20 protein-coding genes are annotated in these 19,025 nt (G+C 43.2%); 5 read left to right on the forward strand and 15 right to left on the reverse strand.

Going from position 1 to position 19,025, the window contains the following annotated elements; genetic code table 11:
• Positions 1-142: 142 nt before the first annotated feature.
• Complete coding sequence (locus BN1875_RS09005) at positions 143-586, forward strand: DUF2798 domain-containing protein (RefSeq protein ID WP_048604517.1); 444 nt, start codon at positions 143-145, stop codon at positions 584-586.
• A 69-nt stretch (positions 587-655) separates the two neighbouring features.
• Here BN1875_RS09005 and BN1875_RS09010 read toward each other — a convergent pair whose 3' ends face one another.
• Entirely contained in the window at positions 656-1,039 is a 384-nt protein-coding gene (locus BN1875_RS09010) for a hypothetical protein (RefSeq protein ID WP_048604518.1), read from the reverse strand.
• A 396-nt stretch (positions 1,040-1,435) separates the two neighbouring features.
• Between BN1875_RS09010 and BN1875_RS09020 the strand changes: the two genes are divergently transcribed.
• On the forward strand, positions 1,436-1,981 hold the full coding sequence (locus BN1875_RS09020; RefSeq protein ID WP_048604520.1) for a biotin transporter BioY: 546 nt from the start codon (positions 1,436-1,438) through the stop codon (positions 1,979-1,981).
• A 54-nt stretch (positions 1,982-2,035) separates the two neighbouring features.
• Here the strand turns inward: BN1875_RS09020 and BN1875_RS09025 are convergent, their stop codons facing one another.
• The 5 genes from BN1875_RS09025 to BN1875_RS09045 form a co-directional block, all read right to left on the reverse strand.
• The gene (locus BN1875_RS09025) at positions 2,036-2,308 is read right to left on the reverse strand and encodes an HU family DNA-binding protein (RefSeq protein WP_048604521.1); all 273 of its coding nucleotides are present in this window, start codon (positions 2,306-2,308) and stop codon (positions 2,036-2,038) included.
• A gap of 99 nt (positions 2,309-2,407) precedes the next feature.
• Positions 2,408-3,013: a DUF1054 domain-containing protein gene (locus tag BN1875_RS09030; protein WP_048605314.1), complete on the reverse strand. Its 606-nt coding sequence runs from the start codon at positions 3,011-3,013 to the stop codon at positions 2,408-2,410.
• 99 nt (positions 3,014-3,112) lie between these two features.
• A complete protein-coding gene (locus BN1875_RS09035) occupies positions 3,113-3,622 on the reverse strand; it encodes a QueT transporter family protein (protein WP_048604522.1) in 510 nt (169 codons plus the stop codon).
• Between the two features lie 163 nt (positions 3,623-3,785).
• A complete protein-coding gene (locus tag BN1875_RS09040; protein WP_390622595.1) occupies positions 3,786-4,556 on the reverse strand; it encodes a 3-oxoacyl-ACP reductase in 771 nt (256 codons plus the stop codon).
• A complete protein-coding gene (locus tag BN1875_RS09045; protein ID WP_048604524.1) occupies positions 4,535-4,759 on the reverse strand; it encodes a DUF2829 domain-containing protein in 225 nt (74 codons plus the stop codon). Before BN1875_RS09045 ends, BN1875_RS09040 begins: the two co-directional genes overlap by 22 nt.
• A 212-nt stretch (positions 4,760-4,971) precedes the next feature.
• Between BN1875_RS09045 and BN1875_RS09050 the strand changes: the two genes are divergently transcribed.
• Positions 4,972-5,703, forward strand: a complete 732-nt coding sequence (locus tag BN1875_RS09050) for an MIP/aquaporin family protein (RefSeq protein WP_048604525.1) — start codon at positions 4,972-4,974, stop codon at positions 5,701-5,703.
• Between the two features lie 48 nt (positions 5,704-5,751).
• Here the strand turns inward: BN1875_RS09050 and BN1875_RS09055 are convergent, their stop codons facing one another.
• Genes BN1875_RS09055 through BN1875_RS09070 form a run of 4 tightly spaced genes read right to left on the reverse strand, consistent with a single transcriptional unit; the run spans position 5,752 to position 9,189 of the window.
• Positions 5,752-6,648, reverse strand: coding sequence for a metallophosphoesterase (locus BN1875_RS09055; protein ID WP_048604526.1), 897 nt, complete (start codon positions 6,646-6,648; stop codon positions 5,752-5,754).
• 3 nt (positions 6,649-6,651) lie between these two features.
• A complete protein-coding gene (locus BN1875_RS09060; RefSeq protein ID WP_048604527.1) occupies positions 6,652-7,023 on the reverse strand; it encodes an iron-sulfur cluster biosynthesis family protein in 372 nt (123 codons plus the stop codon).
• A 48-nt stretch (positions 7,024-7,071) separates the two neighbouring features.
• Entirely contained in the window at positions 7,072-7,638 is a 567-nt protein-coding gene (locus tag BN1875_RS09065) for a GNAT family N-acetyltransferase (RefSeq protein WP_048604528.1), read from the reverse strand.
• Between the two features lie 6 nt (positions 7,639-7,644).
• Entirely contained in the window at positions 7,645-9,189 is a 1,545-nt protein-coding gene (locus tag BN1875_RS09070) for an amidohydrolase (protein WP_048604529.1), read from the reverse strand.
• A gap of 139 nt (positions 9,190-9,328) precedes the next feature.
• Here BN1875_RS09070 and BN1875_RS09075 point away from each other — a divergent pair, with 139 nt between their 5' ends.
• Both BN1875_RS09075 and BN1875_RS09080 read left to right on the forward strand, forming a co-directional pair.
• Positions 9,329-9,778 (forward strand): YueI family protein, encoded by a 450-nt coding sequence (locus tag BN1875_RS09075; RefSeq protein WP_048604530.1) that lies wholly within the window; start codon positions 9,329-9,331, stop codon positions 9,776-9,778.
• Positions 9,779-9,795: 17 nt separating this feature from the next.
• Entirely contained in the window at positions 9,796-10,203 is a 408-nt protein-coding gene (locus BN1875_RS09080; protein ID WP_048604531.1) for a hypothetical protein, read from the forward strand.
• A gap of 53 nt (positions 10,204-10,256) precedes the next feature.
• Here BN1875_RS09080 and gshAB read toward each other — a convergent pair whose 3' ends face one another.
• The 5 genes from gshAB to rnc form a co-directional block, all read right to left on the reverse strand.
• On the reverse strand, positions 10,257-12,509 hold the full coding sequence (gene gshAB, locus BN1875_RS09085) for a bifunctional glutamate--cysteine ligase GshA/glutathione synthetase GshB (protein WP_048604532.1): 2,253 nt from the start codon (positions 12,507-12,509) through the stop codon (positions 10,257-10,259).
• A 257-nt stretch (positions 12,510-12,766) separates the two neighbouring features.
• Positions 12,767-13,774 (reverse strand): signal recognition particle-docking protein FtsY, encoded by a 1,008-nt coding sequence (gene ftsY, locus BN1875_RS09090; RefSeq protein WP_048604533.1) that lies wholly within the window; start codon positions 13,772-13,774, stop codon positions 12,767-12,769.
• Positions 13,775-13,789: 15 nt separating this feature from the next.
• Positions 13,790-14,620, reverse strand: coding sequence for a Cof-type HAD-IIB family hydrolase (locus BN1875_RS09095; RefSeq protein WP_048604534.1), 831 nt, complete (start codon positions 14,618-14,620; stop codon positions 13,790-13,792).
• Positions 14,621-18,208, reverse strand: a complete 3,588-nt coding sequence (gene smc / locus BN1875_RS09100; RefSeq protein ID WP_048604535.1) for a chromosome segregation protein SMC — start codon at positions 18,206-18,208, stop codon at positions 14,621-14,623.
• A 21-nt stretch (positions 18,209-18,229) separates the two neighbouring features.
• Complete coding sequence (gene rnc, locus BN1875_RS09105) at positions 18,230-18,916, reverse strand: ribonuclease III (RefSeq protein ID WP_048604536.1); 687 nt, start codon at positions 18,914-18,916, stop codon at positions 18,230-18,232.
• Positions 18,917-19,025 lie beyond the last annotated feature (109 nt).

The following is a 19,025-nucleotide window of genomic DNA, read 5'->3' on the forward strand; positions in this document are numbered from 1 at the left end:
GAGCAACCTCTCGAGGCTGCTCTTTTTTTATCTTGAAATAAAAAACAGAAAATTTTCATCGCATTTTTTCAAAAAAAACTTACGAGAAACGCTAAAATATGTTAGGCTAACCTTCGCAACAAAAATTGAAGGAGGAATTTACTTGCCAACAAACAAAAAAGAAGGAATTATTTTTACCACGATGATGTGCTTTCTCATGGTTTTAGGAATGAGTATCTATAATCTTTGGCTGCATGATTCATTGACACTAACGGAGCTACTTATCGGCTTGATTCCCGGTTTTATCGTCGCTTTTATTTTGGATGTTTTCGTTGTCGGTGGACTGGCGAAAAAAATCGCTTTTTCTTTACCGATTAATCCTGAAAAAAAGCTGATTTTAATCCTGACGATTTCTACCTTGATGATTTTAGGCATGGTCACTTGTATGTCTTTATTCGGAATTTTAATGGAAAACGGACTCAACGAACAGCTTTTCAGCCAATACTTGACCGCCTGGAAAATGAATGTCATTGTTGCACTGCCGCTACAATTACTTATCGTCGGACCAATTTCCCGTAAAGTCTTGCAACAAATACAAACGGCTTAATTTTTTTAGTGTTTGGTCTCTTTGACCAGACACTGCCAAAACGGCATCTTTACATAAAGTTCTCAACGGTTACAACAAAAAATTTTTTTCAAAATCATTTTTACATAGAACCGCAAAAACCAGCACCTCAGCAATAAAAAATACTGTCTGGACCAACGAAGATTGCCAAAATTCCGGATAATGCCACCAGTGAAAAATAATCTCCGTCGTCCAAAAGGAAAGCACCACATAGGCGATCCCCCAAAGGACCCGGGAGGAAAGTGCTTTTTTCATGATTGTACCTGCCACAAACAAGCAGAGCATCACCACCAGCAACAAGATTTGAATCTGATACGCTCTTTCACTAAAGGTTGACGGTTGCGCCATTTTTATTGAGGAATCAAATAAGAAAAAACCGCTGATCCCCGTATTGACAAACAAAAGCAAACGATACAGCAAAAGCAACTTCCCCACCCCTTTCTGCTCCATCTCTTACTAAAAGTATAGCAAGAAAGCCGTCAGACCAAAAATGATAGGGTCTTCTGGTGCTGATTACTCTCCCGTAAAATAATTTCCAGATGACTCCCCACTTCTTGATACCCCCTGTGGATTATCACTTCATCAGAAAAATACTGTTTGATTTCCGGCGCTAAAAACGGATAGTGGGTACAGCCGAGAACAACGCTTTTGGTTTTCCCTTGGTACATCTTCAAAAATTTCTTAACCAAAGCATCCAAAAGAAAAAAAGCCTTTTACCGATTTTTACAAAAAACACGAAAAAAACTTTACATTTCGTAAACCAAATAATATAATTTCGTTAACGAACGTCAACTAACTAAAAAATAAAAGTTAACGAAAGAAGGATTACTTATGCAATTCACTTTACGGGAACAACTCACTGCCGCAATTTTTGCGGGCATTATCGCAGCATTATCGCCAATAACAATTCCATTCGGTCTGATTCCCATGACCCTGCAAACATTTGCTGTGGGGTTGACCGTGACAATTTTAGGCGCAAAAAACGGAACCTGGGCAGTGTTGATTTATTTACTATTGGGACTTTTGGGCTTGCCGGTTTTTGCGGGAGGAACTGCCGGAATCGGTGTGCTGTTTGGACCCACGGGAGGGTTTTTGATTGGCTTTATTTTTAACGGTTTGCTGACAGGATGGCTCGTGGAAAAAATGCACTATTCCTACCTTGGGGGCTTCTTGGGAAATATTCTTGGGGCTTTCGTCACTCTGCTTTTTGGTACCCTCTGGTTAAAGCTCAGTACAGAAATGAATTGGCTGGGAGCATTTAATGCCGGAATGGTACCTTTCTTACTGCCGGGAGTGATCAAAGCTGTAGCAGCCGGGGGAATCGGCATCATGATCCACAACCGTTTAAGCAGCTATTTGCTTCGTTTGAATAAATAAAAAAACCTGAAACCAAAGACGTTTTTTCGTCCGCTAGGTTTCAGGTTTTTGTTTTTAGTTCACTGATTCTTTTAATTGTTTGCCTGGTTTGAAAGCTGGATTTTTTGAAGCTGGAATGGTGATTTCTTCCCCAGTTTGTGGATTACGGCCTTTTCTTGCGGCACGGTCACGTACTTCAAACGTTCCAAATCCCATGATTTGAACACTTTCACCGTTTTTTAAAGAAGTTTCAACTGTTTCAAGAACAGCTCCTACAGCGGCGGTCGCGTCTTTTTTCGTTAATCCGGATTTTTCTGCTACTGCTGCGATTAAATCTGCTTTATTCATGTAACTTTCCTCCTGATTGAAAATAACTTTTTGAAGTGCATTAGCAACTCCTGCTTCTTATTCTATCAAAATCCTATAAACACTACAATCAAAACCTTTTCACACCTGCATTAACAAATTGTACAGAGGGACTAAAGCAAGATAACTCTCTAGCATATAAGCCTTGGCTTCTTCCGGATGTTGCCACAGCTCACTGTCTTTTAGAAGCACACGCCCTACTTGAAATTCCCCTTTTTTCACATCCCGCAAGCGCCGTAAGGTTTTTTCCAAGGTTGTACTTTCCAGCGGCAGCACAGCATTTTCCATATGGTTTGGGCTAAGGATGCTATCTTTTGGCAGTTCTTCAAACAGCTCATGATGCGTCAACATTTTTTCCGCCATTTCACTTTTTTGCGGTGGCTGATCAATCAAGGACAGCCACATGAAAACATACTCTTCACAAATGCCTAATTGGAAATGGGGCTCCATTTTATAGCCCCGCTTTTTTTGACTCAACGCTGACAAGGTACTTTCCGGTGGGTACACGCTTCGGCGGCGATGCTGGGCAATATGAAGAAACAGCTCTTTTTGAATCCGTTCCTCGATTATCGGCTGAAATTCAGCCTGTAATGAATGAAAAACCGGTTGGATTTCTGCACGAATAGCAGCCATTCTTGGCTCCAACCCGTCAATAGTAAAAACTGCAAAACTTTTTTCCGTGAACAACAAACATCCCTCTTTTACTTTTTCCATCATTGTAGTCGTCTTTTCTTTTTCAGACAACAAAAAACAGCTCATCCTTCAATCGAAATGAGCTGTGACATTTTATTTCGTTAAGTCGATTCGTTTGCCGATAAAATGAATGATGACCCCGCCAATCGTCATGGAGACCAATTCCCCTAAACCGATGATCAGCCAATTATAGAAAAATGGTGCTTGGTATAAAATAGTCAACTGACCGGCAACGGTAAACATAGAGACAGCAAAAACCAGCGCTGTGACCACCATTTTATTTTTCATTGATTTCATCCGCTTTGTCAGCCATTGATTAAACAACAGCACAAAAAGCGTGCAGACACTCCCTACCACGACATCGATCAATCCATTGGGTGAAGCGATGTTGGCGATTGCCACGCCAACGGTTACTGCCCAAATGTACCGCTTATTATACAACGCCAGATAGTTAAACATTTCTGATAAGCGAATTTGTACAGCACCAAAACTGATGACTGCCAGAAAAACCGTGACTACCACATATAAACTGGCAACCAGCGCCATCTTAGCAGTTTCTTTCGTGGTCCAGCGGGAAGCTGAACGTACTTCATGATTATTCATTTTTCGACACTCCTTTACAAGTCAATGACTTGGTAATAACTGCGACCAAAGGATTGAAGTGCCGCAGTGCGGAAATTTCCGCTATCTTTTATCTTAATCAAAAAACCGCATCTGGCAAGAGCAGATTGTCAAAAAAGATTGGCTTCGCTGTTTTTTTCTTCTTTTATTTTAACAGCCAGCCGCCATCGATCGGCAGGATATTTCCCTGAAGGTAGCTAGCCTGTTCACTAGCCAAAAATAAGGTTAGATTGGCAACCTCTTCCGGCTGTGCCCAGCGTTTGACTGGTGTTTCGTCGGCGACCCATTTGGCCATCTTTCCTTCACCGGCAAAATCCGCTGCATTCATCGGTGTTTGAATTGCACCAGGAGCGATTGCAGCGACGTGAATACCGCTGGCTGCGTAATCCAGCGCTAATTGCTTGGTAAATCCGGCAATCGCATGTTTAGAGGTTGTGTAGGCAATTCCGCCACCACCAGCCACAAGACTGGCAATAGAAGCCATGTTAATGATCGTCCCATTTTTTCGGGCAAGCATCGTCGGCAAAACGGCTTTTGTTAAATGGAACATGCTATCCAGGTTTGTTCCTAAAATATGACGCCATAGTGTTTCGTCGGTTTCCATCAGCGGACGGTAATCGTCCAAGACGCCGGCGGTATTCAGTAAGATATCAATCCGACCAAATTTTTCCAGACATTGCGCAACAGCTTGTCGGCAAAATTCGGCTTCTTCAAGATCACCCATTAGAAAAAACGAGGTGGCGGGGAATTCTTCCTTTAATTCGGCTCCCAGTGGTTTTTTATCCACACCAAAAATGATTCCTCCGGCAGTTAGAAAAGCTTTTGCCTGTGCCAAACCAATGCCTGAAGCTGCTCCCGTTACGAAAACGACTTTTCCGGTAAATTCGTTTGGCTTCATGGGGTCACGATCTTCCAATCCTCTGCTAAAATGTCACAAACTGTCGGTGCAAAACTTGAAAAACCTTCATCTGAGGTTTTAATCAATAGATACGGTGTTACTGGATGTCCTTCAAATTCATCCCCGGCAACGAATGTCACGTATAATTCAAAACCACCCCAGCCTTCCCGGATGATTTTTGCTCCCTTTTTTAGTTGGGGTAAAATTTCTTCAAATGTCATCTTTTTTTCCTCCTTTTTTCTTTGTTCCCACTATACCTTTTCCCTTCACAAAAAACAATTTGCAATTTTAATGTATTTCTACTTGAAAATTTTCAGAAATTTTGGTTACATAGTAATGTTTGGTGTTTTCCGAGCGATCATTTGATTTTTTCTATTTGCACTGATTGCATTGCTCTGCATCACTGACAAAAAATATTAGGAGGAAGTATATTTTGGATTATTCATTAATGACTCGTCTGGCAGCGGAATTTGTCGGAACTGCTCTGTTAATTATGTTAGGAAATGGTGCAGTAGCAAACGTAGACTTGAAAGGCACAAAAGGATATGGCAGTGACTGGATGCTGATTGCTGTAGGGTATGGCTGTGGGGTTATGATTCCAGCTATGATGTTCGGTTCGATCAGTGGAAACCACATCAATCCCGCTTTTTCGATTGGTTTAGCCGTAGCCGGTATGTTCCCTTGGGCAGAAGTTGTTCCTTATATCATCGCACAATTACTTGGTGCCATTGTTGGTCAATTAATTATTGTTGCCTGCTACAAACCGTATTACGATCAAACAGAAAATCCTCAACACATTTTGGGAACTTTCTCGACAATCAATAGTGTTGGTTCAAAACTCAACGGATTCGTTAATGAATTTGTTGGTTCATTTATTTTGTTTCTTGGTGCCATCGGAATCACGAAAGCACCTTTCTTCCAAGACAATTTGGGAACAGCCCACTTTGCTTTAGGTTTCTTGGTTTGGACACTGGTTGCTTCCTTAGGTGGACCAACTGGCCCCGGATTGAACCCAGCTCGTGACTTCGGTCCTCGTTTGGTTCACGCTTTACTGCCTTTGAAAAATAAAGGCGATTCCCAATGGAGCTATTCATGGGTACCCGTTGTTGCGCCGATTTTAGCCAGCATCGTTGCAATTCTATTTTATAAAGCACTCTTCTTATAAAATTTAGCTAGAAAAAGGCGTGAAAATCTGCGGATTTTCACGCCTTTTTTAGTAGGGGACAAAGGTGATTGCCTGCTGAATTTCTTCTACCAGATGTTGTTCTTTGTATGCATCAAAAAGCGGCTGGTTTTGTCGAATAATCCCGCGAAATTTCAAGGGATTTATCTGATCAATCAACTGGTATTCCGACATAAACTGTCGGGTCAGCTGCCATTCATAGAAATAGCCAAAGGGACGACAACTGTATTCAATCCCATTAATCGTTTTGTCGGCAAAACGCCGATGAGTATGCCCAAAAATCACTTGTTTTACATTTGGATAGTGGTCCAAAACTTCCCCGATAGCTTCTGAACCCAGAAAAGCATTCAGGGCATTCCACCGTGAAAAACTAGGATTGGTTTGATAAACGATAAATTCCCGTCGCGGCACAAAATGAGTCGCCAAAATAATTTGTTTCTTTTGTTGAGACAACTGATCCAAGGATTGTCGCAATTGCGTGATGATTTGTTGCGTAATCTCAGGATCGCTGGCTTTTCGCTGAATCATACGGTCATACCAATACAATCGCTTCATTCGCAAAATCTTTTGTGGGTCCAAATTTGTTGCATACTGGTAATCGTACCAGCCATTCATCCCTAAAAGAACAGTATTTTCAGAAAGAGGCAGTGTTCGAAAATTCAAAAAGCGTGCATCGTCAAATTCTTCGATCCCGCTTTCTGAGAGATCTGCCATTTCATGATTGCCCCAATTAAAGGTCGTCTGCCAGTGTTGTTGAAAAAAATCAAATACGGCCAATGCCGCATGAATGTGATTGGCGGTATCGCCGGCAAAATGTACCCGAGTGGTTTGAGCAGCCTGCAGGACCCCAGCAATTTTTTCCAAATCTTCGGTGGTCAGGCGATTGATATCTACATGCAGGTCACTGATTACGGCAAGTTTTCCCATTTTTCAGCCTGCAAACTTCTGATCGACGGAAATGATCGGAACATTATCTGCCAATACACCACTTTTTCCTTTAAGCTGAATCGTTCCATAGGCAGAATTAAAAACAGCTTCGACTTCTGGTTCCAAATATTTTTCTGCGGAATGCTTAAAATAAATTTCCCCAATCTCAGTCGTCAATCGTTCGTCATAGATGGCCGTATCACTGCTGTGTCCTTGCGCCACCAGTAAAAAACGAAAGCTGACATCCAAACGACAAGTGATAGCCGTTGCGGCAAACGGTCCTTCTCCATCTTCAAAATCAAGAAAGAGCCGATCACCGGCTTGTTTTTTATCAGTCAGTTTTTTCTGAACTTCTTTGCTTAAATGTAAAATCATACGCTTCCTCCTTTGCTTTTTCACAAATAAAAATTTAGAAAACTTCTGTTAAACGATGGCTTGTTGCATCCAACGCTCGTGGGTGATGGCGTGAATCGCCACATCCAGAATTTCCCCTTTACGGATTCCGGCAGAGGCAAGGACTCCTTCTTGCTTCATCCCAATTTTTTCCATCACCCGCTTGGACGCCTGATTCCGAACATCCCGCAAAGCAAAAATCCGTGCCAGATTCATTTCTTCAAAGCCTAATTTCAACAATACTTGCGCCGCTTCCGGCACGTAGCCTTTTCCCCAATAGGTTTTGTTCAGTACATAGCCAAGTTCGGCGGCACTTTTTTGGACCCGCAGATCAATCGTCCCAATCAATTTTCCCGAACCAGGTTCTTCAATGCCATATTTGCCAAAAGGAGCCGCCATAAAATACGTAGCAATGGCTTTTCTCGTGTCTACAAGCGTTTGGTGGGCCAAAAAAACAAAACGAGTGGTTTCTTCGTCACCGGCATAGGCAAACATGTCTTGGGCATCTGCCAATGTTACTGGACGCAGGCGCAGACGTGGTGTCACTATTTCCTGATGCTCTGCAAAAACCAATGCCCTATTTTCTTCTTGTTCCATAAATTTTCACACCTGCTTTCCTTGTAAATACAATGCTTCGACTGTTAGAGCCGGCCATTTTTCCGCCGCTTCTTCAAAAATATCTTCGGATAAGACAATGAAATCCGCCGATTGTCCGACTGTCAGCTGTCCAGTGGCCGTTGTCGGAACAATTGCTGCCGCAGCCGTTGTATAAAGTCCCAGAGCTTCTCGTAAAGAGAGACGCTCCTCCTGATTTAAGTCTTCACCCTTTGCTCCTTTGCGGGTCACTGCCGCAGTTAAACTCGTCAATACATCATCCGGCGCCAGCCATGCAGTTGCCGGAGCATCGGAAGAAAGTGCGGTTGGAATGCCGCTTTTTTTCATACTCTTTAACCGATACGTTTCCTCCAACCGTTTGGTGTCTAAGTTTTGAGAATAAGACGCATATTCTGCATACAAAAAAATAATTTGTGTGACAAAGGCAAAATTCATTTTTGCGTTGGCAAATGCTGCCAATAGTTCATCGGATAATAGCGTGGCATGTTCAATTCGAACGGAAGGAATCGCAAGCCAAGGTTCTTTTTTTCCTAACGTATCTAAAATCAACTGAAGAGAAGCATCTCCCATCGCATGAATCGCAATTTGGCAATGATTGGCTTTGGCAAAATCATAGGCAGTAAGTAAATCTTCCTTCGTGTTGATGGTAAAACCAGTCGTTTCTGAATTTTTAAAGGGTTCCTTCATATGGGCAGTTTGGTTGGAAATCGTGCCGTCCATAAAAAGTTTGATTCCTGCCACATGAACCTGAGGATGGGTAGCTTGCGGCAGGTTTCCGTTTTTCACCTCATCCCAGGAATAATACAAATAAACTGTTTGTGGCAGGCCTTGACGACACGCCTCACTATAAATCTCACCGTAATCAAACGGCTGGCGTAAACTGATCATATCGGAAATCACACCAATTCCCCGCTGCCGGTAATGGCTGCCCAACTGTAAGGTACGAGCAACTGCCGCCTCAAACGTCTCCTGATTTTTGACTTTTTTGATCAATTGACTAGCACCATTTTCAATCATGACCCCATTGGGCGTGCCGTCTGCAAACCGCCCAATCTTGCCTCCAATCGGCTCCGGTGTTTCCTGTGTGATTCCCGCCAACTGCAATGCTGCAGAATTGACGACACAAGAATGGCAGTCAGAACGCATCACATAGACCGGCTGTGTCAAGGAGACTTGATCCAAATCGTGGCGAGTTGGCGTACGTCCTTCGGCTAATTTTGATTCGTCATATCCCCAGCCTTCAATCCAGCCACTTTGATTGGGGGAAGCCTCTTTTAAGGCAGCGATCATTGCCTTGATACTAGTCACATTCGGCGGTGTGCATGCTACCCCGTTTAAGGTTTCACTGAGCCAAAGGGGGTGCGTGTGGATATCCCAAAAACTCGGTAAAACCGTTTTTCCTTGCAGATCAATTACTTCATCTGCCGCAGCTTCCGGCTGATTTCCCAGCCAGATCACTTTCCCGTTTCCCACCATCATCGCTGAAACAAAACCTTCTTCTTGATAAATTTTGCCGTTGATAAATAGCTGCATAAAAGAAAATCTCCTTCTTGGCTTTTTCTTTCATTATACTGAAAGCAGAAAAAAACTCACGTCTCATCCCTTATTTCTGTCATTAAACTCCGATGGAAATCATGGTATAATAAAGTATCTGAATGAGAGGGGGAAGAAAATGGCTGAAGATCAGTTGCAACAGCATTTAGATAAGGGACGGTATGGCGCACCTTTAGTCAAACCCGAAGAACAGCACAAATACATGGGAACTTTTCGTGAACGCTGCTACCTTAGCATGACCATCGCCGAAATGAAAAAGAAAACAAACCAAGAAAAATTGGTGCTTGAATTGGACAAACACCAAGATGTCACGATTCTTTTAAATGGACAACTCCCGGCTACTCTACAAGGAGAATACATCCAATTAGCAACCAAACATCAAGCCAAGTTTACGATCGTCAATGACGTGGACAACAAGCCCGACTCTTTCGGTTTACTGCTCACCGCCAAAGAAGCGGTCAATGAACCAGAGATCGATGTGGAGAAAAAATACCCAGAAGAACCCGTGAAGGAAACGGAGCCGGAAGACCCCGACAAAGAAAGTTTTTGGAAAAAATTGTTTCACTAATGTCAGGAGGAATTTGTATGCCCAGCTATACGGTTTTAAAAGAAGAATTGTTGAAAGCGCTTGATACTCACATTGATATTTTGAAAGACGTTTCTACTATCGATTCAGAGCATTTGGACGGAATTACTTTCATGATGCGCAGCTTCGGTTTCATGCTTGACCGCGCACCAAAAGTTTTGCAAGAAGAAGACCCGGAAGAAATGAATTACCTGATGTTTCAATATTACAGCTTGTTGACGGAGCTGAAATACAACCTTGCTTTGAATTTTTCTTACGCCCAGCTGAATCATAAAAGTCTATTGGCGATCGTCAATGATTTTCCAACTACTTATGAAAAAGAAATGAAGCAGTGGTGGGAATCCTTGACTGGTCTGGAAGTGGAAGAAACCAAGCAAACCATTGAAATCAAAAGTTTTGAATTTTAAAAAAATCCTTTGTCAGTCGCCGGTTGGAAATGGCGCCTAACAAAGGATTTTTTTTAATTTATTTCTGGAAAGAGAAAATTCAGAACCTTCAGCGTTAACCGTTGTCCTTTACCGGCATAAGGATACACGTGCATATGCATCGCCGGATTAAAGTTGGCTTCGATAATTCCGTAAGCCTGCTTTTCATTTGCCGGACGGGTTTTATCTGGGATCACTAGGTCGATACCGCTGATTTTCGCCCCCAGTGCGTTGACGGCGGCTACAGCGATTTGTTTGTAATCGTTAGAAAATTCGTCGGTGACATCGATGGAATCTCCACCCGTAGAAACATTGGAGTTTTCCCGCAGATAGACCACGACCTCTTTTTCCGGTATGCTCTCTGGGGTGTAGCCTTGCGCTTTTAACATCAGCTTCTCGACTTCTCCTAATTTGATTAATTCCAGCGGTGCCCGGTGATTCGTCCCCCGCAATGGATCCCGATTTTTTTCTGCCACCAATTCCGCGATGGTTTGCTTACCGTTCCCCACAATATTGGCGGGTACCCGCAGCATAATTCCCTGAACTTTGCCATCTAAAACAAAGAAACGATACTCTGTTCCCGGCAAAAATTCCTCCACTAAAATTGCGCGGTCTTCCGCAAAAGCAATCGCAACCGCCGTCTCATAATCTTCTTCACTGACTCCGTCTTTGAAAATCGAAATTCCCAAACCGTAATTCGTCGATTTTGGCTTCACTACGATCCCTTGCTTGGCAAAACGGGGATAGGCCCGCAAAGCTTCTTGCTTCTCCGTGAACTCTTCTCCCTCCGGCACTCGAAAACCGGCTTGTGCCAACACTTTTTTCGTCACCGTTTTATTAGCCATCATCAATGGAACGACATAGCGATCCTTGCTAGTCATATTGGCATTTTTGACATATTCCACATGCTCGGCAAACTGCAACTTCAAAAATTGATCCTGTTCGTCTAAAACTTCCACGAGAACTCCCTTTTGAATCCCATCAAACATAAAAATTTGTGTAGACAATTCCATTTGTCGAAATCCTGCCAGCTGATAAGGTTTTTTCCAGGCATTTTCATGGTTTTGCTTTGCTAAAGCGGTGGCTACTGCCGTTTGTGATGTTTCTTGGCTGGCATGGTACAAAGCTGCCGCCAGTGTTTGACTAGGGTCTTGCAGGGCTTCCTCCATAAATTGGAAAAAATCAGCCTTCAACGGTAAATGCAGTGCCGCTGCCATTTGTTTCATCTCAGAAAGAATCTGTTGCCCTTCTGCCAAATATTCAGTCGCCGAAGCGGGATGTTCCAATGCGACGCGATTATTTCTTTCATTGCCTTCTGCAACCCATTCATCGGCAGTTTTTTCTTCTTCCTTCCACAACATGAAAAGCATAAAAATGTGTAGAAAATCTACCTGCTCCTGGTCGATTCCATAAGGGGCAAAGGGATTTAGGTCGATGTTTCGCAATTCAATATAGCGAATACCGGTCTCTTTCAAATCGGCAACTTTTTTTCCCCCACGCAAACGAACCGGTGCATAAAATTCTTTTTCCTCCGAAAGTTTGCCTTCTTCCACCATTTGCGCGATATTTTCTAAATAGGTCGGCAAACTACTGTAAGAAACTTGTACATTCTCATGATTGGTATACCCATACTCACTGCTGCGAATACTGCGAACAGGTTCTTTGGGACCATCCTTTAGGAAATAACGGGCTTCACTTACCGGCGATGCGCCGTATAAATAAGTAATCAGCCAACGATAACGCAAATAATTACGGGTTACCCGTAAATACAACTCCGTCTTAAACGCTTCACATTCGCTGATTTCTGTCTGCTGGTCAAAAAGCGCCATAATCAGCTTTTCGGCAAATTCAAAATTGAAGTGGATGCCGCTGACCATTTGCTTGCGCCGACCATATTCTTTTGCCAGATATCGGCGATACAACACGTCTTCAAAAGCATCCAGTTTTGCCAAAATAATTGCTTCTTCTTTTTCCGGCAATGCTGGCGGCATACTCAAAGGCCAAAGCATCTCAGACATAGAACGATAGGCGACATCATGGATTGCTGCCAACCAGCGCATCAATTCGCTGGAAGACGTAGCGACCGGAGTAATCAGCTCCATTTGTGTTTCAGCAAAATCAGTTTGGATATACGGATGATACGAACGATTACCCAAGATTTGCGGATGGTCGGTCGTTGCCAAATTTCCCTCTAGATCGATTCGCTGACTTTCCTTTTCTACACCAAACCGTGCTTGAAGCAGGTAGGGTTGGACGAATTCATTTTTTAATAGTTGTTGATAATTCATATATTTGCATCCTTCGCTGACTTCTTTTGCTCACCGCTGCTCATTTTTTCTGTGCAAAGGGAACATTCCCTCACAGTATAGAGGAAAAAAACGAGAAACAAAACGGAATTGCTCAAGATTTTTTTATCTAAGTTGTTCCCATTCTACCATAAAATAAAAAGGAGCAACCCAGTGTTTTGATAGAAAAAGCAATGGTATGAAAAAACACCTCCTTCTCCAAACAACGAAAAATCGTCTTGGAAAAGAAAGTGTCCTGCTTATTCGTCTTGCAACAATCCTTTAAACAGCCCAACGACAAATTCATTGGGATCAAAAGGTTCTAAATCGTCGATTCCTTCTCCCAGACCAACTAATTTGACCGGCAGATGCAATTCATTACGAATCGCCAACACGATGCCGCCTTTTGCGGTTCCGTCCAATTTAGTCAAAACCAGTCCAGTAACATCGGTGGTTTCTTTAAACTGCTTTGCTTGAACCATCGCATTTTGTCCCGTGGTGGCGTCTAACACCAGCAAAACTTCATGGGGGGCTTCCGGAATTTCCCGTTGGATCACCCGTTTGATTTTTTCTAGTTCATTCATCAGATTGATTTTGTTTTGCAAACGTCCCGCTGTATCTACCAGCAAAACATCCGCCTGCTGTGCCTGAGCTTTTTTGATTGCGTCAAAAACAACGGCTGCCGGATCACCGCCGGCTTTTCCACGGACAACTTCTACATCGGCCCGTTCTCCCCAGACCACCAGCTGATCGATCGCACCGGCACGAAACGTATCGGCTGCTGCCAGCAACACTTTTTTGCCTTCCTGCTTGTATTGATGGGCCAATTTCCCGATGCTGGTCGTTTTCCCTACGCCATTGACACCAACAAACAGCATGACCGTCAATCCTTCTGGCTGCAGATTCAGGTCGTTTACTTCATTCACACCTTCTGCTTCATATAAATCAACCAGTTTTTCAATGATTGCATTTTGGATTTCTCCCGGTTTCTTAGCATTCCGCAGCTTGACTTCTTGCCGCAATGATTCGCTGATTTTGATGGCTGTCTCAAAACCGACATCCGCACCAATCAACGTCTCTTCTAATTCTTCAAAAAAATCCTCATCGACTGTCCGAAAATTGGCAAACAGTTCATTCATTCGTTCGCCAAAGGTTTTTCGGCTTTTTTCCAGTCCTTTGTCGTATTTTTCCTGAACCGCATCTTGCTCTTCCACCGATTCTGTCGTTTCGCCGGTAAAAGCTTTTTTGATCTTGTCAAAAAATCCCATGAGACCCCTCCTATTTTAGGATAAAATTTCTTCTGCTTTATTCAGTACATAATTTTCAATAGCTAAAGCAACTCCGTCGGCTTCGTTGGAAGCTGTGACGATTGTTGCCGCTTCTTTCACGATTGGCACCGCATTATCCATCGCCACTCCGATGCCGGCATACTGGATCATCGGCAAGTCATTTTCTTCATCCCCAATCGCCATTACTTCGGCTTGTTGAATGCCCAAATCTTTTGCCAACAAAGCAATTCCATAGGCTTTGGTGATTCCCTTTGGCATGAATTCCAACAAATTGTTTCGGGTTTTGATGATTTCATAGGCTTCCCGAAAAGCTGCCGGAATTTTTTTGATCTGTTCATCTAAAAATTCTTGGTGATAGGCAATGACTGCTTTGTTATACAGTCGATTTTCCGTTAAATCGGCGATTTCACACGGACGACAATCCAACAACGGATTCAGTGAACCGTAAATCGATGGATGGTTTGTGGATGTCGGTAAATTCAAGACGATTTCATCCGACAACACATCCAAAGACAGATCCAATTTTTCTGCTAAAGTGATTAAATGCTGCACATCCGCTAGTTGCAGTGCCGCTTTTTCCATTACTTCACCGGTATCATTTTTTTGGACAAGCCCGCCGTTAAAGGTGATGCTGTAATCTCCGGCATCCTTTAAATTCAATTCTTCCAAATAAGGACGAATCGCCCGCAATGGCCGTCCGGTACAAATCACGACTTTGATTCCCCGCGCTTTAGCTTGGGCCAAGATTCGCCGATTTTTTTCCGATATTTTTTTCTCATTATTCAATAAAGTGCCATCTAAATCGATAGCGATCAATTTAATCAATTAACTTACTCCCTTTTGCTGGATTTTTCCGCCTTCATTGACTTCTTCCAACCGAACCGAAACGATCCGGGAAACCCCAGACTCTTGCATCGTCACTCCGTACAACACATTTGCAGCTTCCATCGTTCCTTTACGGTGAGTTACCACGATAAACTGCGTGTCATTTTGAAACTCACTGAGGTAGCGACCAAACCGATTGACATTGGCCTCATCCAGTGCCGCTTCCACTTCATCCAAGACACAAAACGGAACTGGACGTACCTGAATAATTGAAAACAGCAAAGCAATTGCCGTCAACGCTCGTTCGCCACCGGAAAGCAGACTTAGATTCTGCAATTTTTTCCCTGGAGGCTGAGCTTCAATCTCAATACCGGTATTCAACAAATCAGTCGGATCGGTCAACAACAGCTCTGCCCGACCGCCGCCAAACATATTGGGAAAAACTTCCTTGAACTTTTGACGAATACCAGCAAAAACCTCTGCAAAGCGGATTTTAACTTCCTCATCCATTTCCGACATCGTATCAAACAATTGATCCTTTGCCGCTACAAGATCGTCCCGCTGACTGGTCAAAAATTCATGACGTTCGGCAACCTGCTGATACTGCTCAATGGCGTTGAGATTGACTGGTCCCAACCCTTCGATTTCCTGTTTTAATTGTTTAATGTCCTGTTTGATGCTTGCTTTTTCCGCTAAAGAATAGCTTGGATAGGCAGCAGCTGCAGCTTCAAAGGTCAAACTGTATTCCTCTTGTAAATAATGCAGCAGATTGTCCAATAAAACATCGGAACGGCTTTTCTTCACTTCCGCCTGCGTTTTTTGTGACAAAAGTTGCTTTTGCAGTTGATGTTGTTGACTAATTTCTTCGTCTGTCTCGCTGATTTTCACTTGAATCAATCGCCGGTCTTGTTGCCGTTGCGTCAGTTCTGTTTGAATTTCGTCCCTTTTTTCTCGAAGTGATTGGACTTGTTTGTCCAGCGATTCTTCCGTCACTTCATGACTGGAAACATCCATCGTCAAGGCTTGCAGTTGACTTTTTAAGACTTTCTCCCGCTGTTCGGTTTCCCCAAGACGTTCCTCGTTGCTTTCCAACTGTTGGCGAAGATGAGCAATCTGTTCTTTAGCAACTGCCATTTCAGCACGTAGTTTGGCTAATTTTTGACTGGTTTCCAATCGTTTTTCTTCAATCAGATCTTCTTGCGCACTAAGCTGCTGGATTTCTTGATTGATGGCTTCGCGCTGTGCTTCTACTTCTTTTTGCCGTTGCAGATAATCAGTCTTTTGTTCCTCATATTCGGCTAAAAAGAGCTGGATTTCACGATTTTCAAACGCAAATGCCGCTTGTTCTTTTTCCAGTCGTGCCAATTCATGGGTCACGTTTTGGACTTGATTTTCCAGTTCTTGTTCCTTCAGACGGGCCGTTTCACCTGTCGTCCGCAAAACTTCCACCTGAGTTTGGTTTTCCTTGGCTTTTTTTTCAAAACGCTGCACTTGTTTTTCTGTCGTTTGCAGTCGTTGTTCAAAACTAGCGACCTGCTCGATCAAAAGCTGCAATTCGTTAGTTTGGGTAAATAAACTGCTCTGCCCTTTTTTATTGGTTCCCCCGGTCATCGACCCGCCGGCATTCATGACGTCTCCTTCCAAAGACACCACCCGATAGCGATAATGAACAGCTCTTGCCAAAGCATTTGCACTGGCTAAATCTTCGGCAATCAGTACACTCCCCAACAAATTTTCGCAGATTTTTCGCAATTCATCCGACACCTGCACCAAGTCACTGGCAACCCCCAGATAACCGGCGACACTGGCAGCTTGATTTTCCACTGCCGCAGAAACTTTACGAGATTGAATCGTCGTCATCGGTAAAAAGGTCGCTCGACCCCCTCGTTGCTGTTTTAAAAACGTGATTCCGTTACGGGCATCCGCTTCTTTTTCAACAACGATATGCTGTGCCGCACCACCCAGTGCCGTTTCGATGGCTGTGGTATACGCAGTGGGTACCTCAATCAATTCCGCGACCGCCCCCACGATTCCAGTAAGTTGTTCTTTATGTTTCAGAACGTAGCGAACGCCTTGATAAAAGCCTGCATAACTTTCCTGAATCTCCTGCAGGCTCTTTTGTTTCCCCCGTGCCTGTTGTAACTGGCTCATCAGCTGATACATCTTTTTTTGTTCCTCAGCAAATTGCTGTTGGGACTGTTTAGCAGCTTCCTGTAGTTGAAGGTATCGACTGCGCTGCTCCTTCAGGGTTTGTTTCGCCGACTGCAATGCGGTCTGTGTTTGTTGCTGTTGTTGACGGAATTCTTCGATTGTTGCCGTCAGTTGTTCTTGTTTTTTTACCGCCTGCTGATTTTTCGCAGTTTCTTGCAAATATTGTCGTTCTAAATGCTTCAATTCATTACCGACATTCGCATGTTCCTGCATTTTTTCTACATACTGCCCGCGTAATTCTTCGATGACTTCCTTCGTCGATTTCTGATACTTCTCAAATTCCGTTTGCATCTGCAACGTTTGTTCTTCTAGTAACTGAAATTCCCGATTTTTTTCCGACATCTGATGGATTAAGGTCGTCTTGCTTTCAGACAGTTGGTCAAAGCGCTCTTGATTTTCCGCCAAAGCGGTTTGGTATTCCTGTGAACTCTTTTGTGTATGCTTTGACCGTTCAAGGAGAACTTCCCGCTGTCCCTCTGCTTGTTTTAATGCTTCGGTTAAATGCAGTAACTGCTGATTGGCTTCCTCTAACCATTCGTCCAATTGTGTCCGTTTCCGTCGCTGTACTTGAACCTGTTCTTCCCCCGTTTTCAAAACAGCGGCAAGATGGTCAAGCTCTTGATCCACTGTTGCCAGCGCCTCAGTTGCCTGCTCCCAGTCTGCCTTGCTTTCCTTGATTTCTGTTACCGTAAAGGCAACATCTACCTTCGTCAGTGCTGCTTTTAAACGCAGAAATTCCTTGGCTGAGCGGCTTTGTTCTGCCAACGGTGCCAGTTGTTCTTCCAGCTCATAGATGATGTCTTGCACCCGACTAAGATTGTCTTCGGTTTCAAACAACTTCTGTTCCGCTTTTTTCTTTCGTTGCTTATATTTCAAGACTCCGGCGGCTTCTTCAAAAATTCCCCGCCGATCCTCTGGTTTGCTGCTGAAAATTGCTTCGACCTTTCCTTGTGAAATAATCGAAAAGGATTCCTTGCCCAATCCTGAATCCATAAATAAATCTTGGATATCCTTTAATCGGCAGCTTTGTTTGTTGATAAAAAAATCACTTTCTCCCGTTCGACGTAATCGGCGGGTCACGCTGATCTCCGTATAATCCATCGGCAAATAGTGATCACTATTATCTAAAATGACAGTCACTTCCGCAAAATTCAGCGGCTTACGGGAATCGGAGCCGGCAAAAATAATATCCGGCATTTTTCCTCCCCGTAAACTTTTAGCAGATTGCTCTCCTAAAACCCAGCGAATCGCTTCCGTGATATTGCTTTTTCCGCTACCATTCGGACCGACGACGGCTGTAACACTATTTTCAAAATCAATGGCTGTTCGATCCGCAAAAGATTTGAATCCGGCAATTTCAATTCGCTTTAAATACACGAAAGCTTCCTGCTCCTTTCCTTACCCAAGATGTGCCAGAGCATTTGCTGCAGCATCTTGTTCCGCTAATTTCTTTGATTTTCCTTGGCCTTGACCAATTAATTTCCCGTCACAATAAACTTCTGTCCCAAAAATTCGTTCGTGAGCAGGACCATCTTCTTTGATTAAACGATAATCAATCACGACATCCCCTGATTTTTGAAGAACTTCTTGCAACCGCGTTTTGTAATCCATCTCATGTGAAAAAGCACCTGCTTGAACTTTAGGAAAAACTACGACTTCCAGGAATTTTTTTACGGTTTCCAAATCTTGATCCAAGTACAATGCACCTAGAAAAGATTCAAATAGATCACATAACAAGGAAGGACGTGTGCGCCCACCGGAAATTTCTTCTCCCTTGCCTAATTTGATATACGAATCAAAATTGCATTCCCGCGCAAATTGCGACAAACTTTCTTCCCGAACGATGGCTGCCCGTAATTTTGTCAACTTTCCTTCCGGCAGCGGCAATTCGCGATAAAGATATTGCGAAACCAATAATTCCAATACTGCGTCGCCTAAAAATTCTAAACGTTCGTTATCTGACAATTGCAAATGACGATGCTCATTCACATAAGATGAATGGGTAAAGGCTTGTTCCAATAAATTGACATCGTGAAAAACGATGCCGAACTTTTCTTTTAGTTCTGTTGTCAACTGGTTATCCATGAATCACAGTCCTTTGATTTTTATTCGACACTCTCCTATTATACTGATTTTTCGCCATTTAGGAAATGTTTCAAGAAAGAATTCCCCCGTCTAAAGGAAAACTTTCTTA

This window comes from Enterococcus massiliensis (assembly GCF_001050095.1).
In the GTDB taxonomy this organism is placed as follows: Bacteria; Bacillota; Bacilli; order Lactobacillales; family Enterococcaceae; genus Enterococcus_C; species Enterococcus_C songbeiensis.

Coding starts and splice junctions, on each gene's coding strand:
- BN1875_RS09020 (WP_048604520.1), top strand. CDS start 1,436: ATGCAATTCACTTTACGGGAACAACTCACTGCCGCAATTTTTGCGGGC.
- BN1875_RS09025 (WP_048604521.1), bottom strand. CDS start 2,308: ATGAATAAAGCAGATTTAATCGCAGCAGTAGCAGAAAAATCCGGATTA.
- BN1875_RS09035 (WP_048604522.1), bottom strand. CDS start 3,622: ATGAATAATCATGAAGTACGTTCAGCTTCCCGCTGGACCACGAAAGAA.
- BN1875_RS09045 (WP_048604524.1), bottom strand. CDS start 4,759: ATGACATTTGAAGAAATTTTACCCCAACTAAAAAAGGGAGCAAAAATC.
- BN1875_RS09055 (WP_048604526.1), bottom strand. CDS start 6,648: ATGGGAAAACTTGCCGTAATCAGTGACCTGCATGTAGATATCAATCGC.
- BN1875_RS09060 (WP_048604527.1), bottom strand. CDS start 7,023: ATGATTTTACATTTAAGCAAAGAAGTTCAGAAAAAACTGACTGATAAA.
- BN1875_RS09065 (WP_048604528.1), bottom strand. CDS start 7,638: ATGGAACAAGAAGAAAATAGGGCATTGGTTTTTGCAGAGCATCAGGAA.
- BN1875_RS09070 (WP_048604529.1), bottom strand. CDS start 9,189: ATGCAGCTATTTATCAACGGCAAAATTTATCAAGAAGAAGGTTTTGTT.
- BN1875_RS09075 (WP_048604530.1), top strand. CDS start 9,329: ATGGCTGAAGATCAGTTGCAACAGCATTTAGATAAGGGACGGTATGGC.
- BN1875_RS09080 (WP_048604531.1), top strand. CDS start 9,796: ATGCCCAGCTATACGGTTTTAAAAGAAGAATTGTTGAAAGCGCTTGAT.
- gshAB (WP_048604532.1), bottom strand. CDS start 12,509: ATGAATTATCAACAACTATTAAAAAATGAATTCGTCCAACCCTACCTG.
- ftsY (WP_048604533.1), bottom strand. CDS start 13,774: ATGGGATTTTTTGACAAGATCAAAAAAGCTTTTACCGGCGAAACGACA.
- rnc (WP_048604536.1), bottom strand. CDS start 18,916: ATGGATAACCAGTTGACAACAGAACTAAAAGAAAAGTTCGGCATCGTT.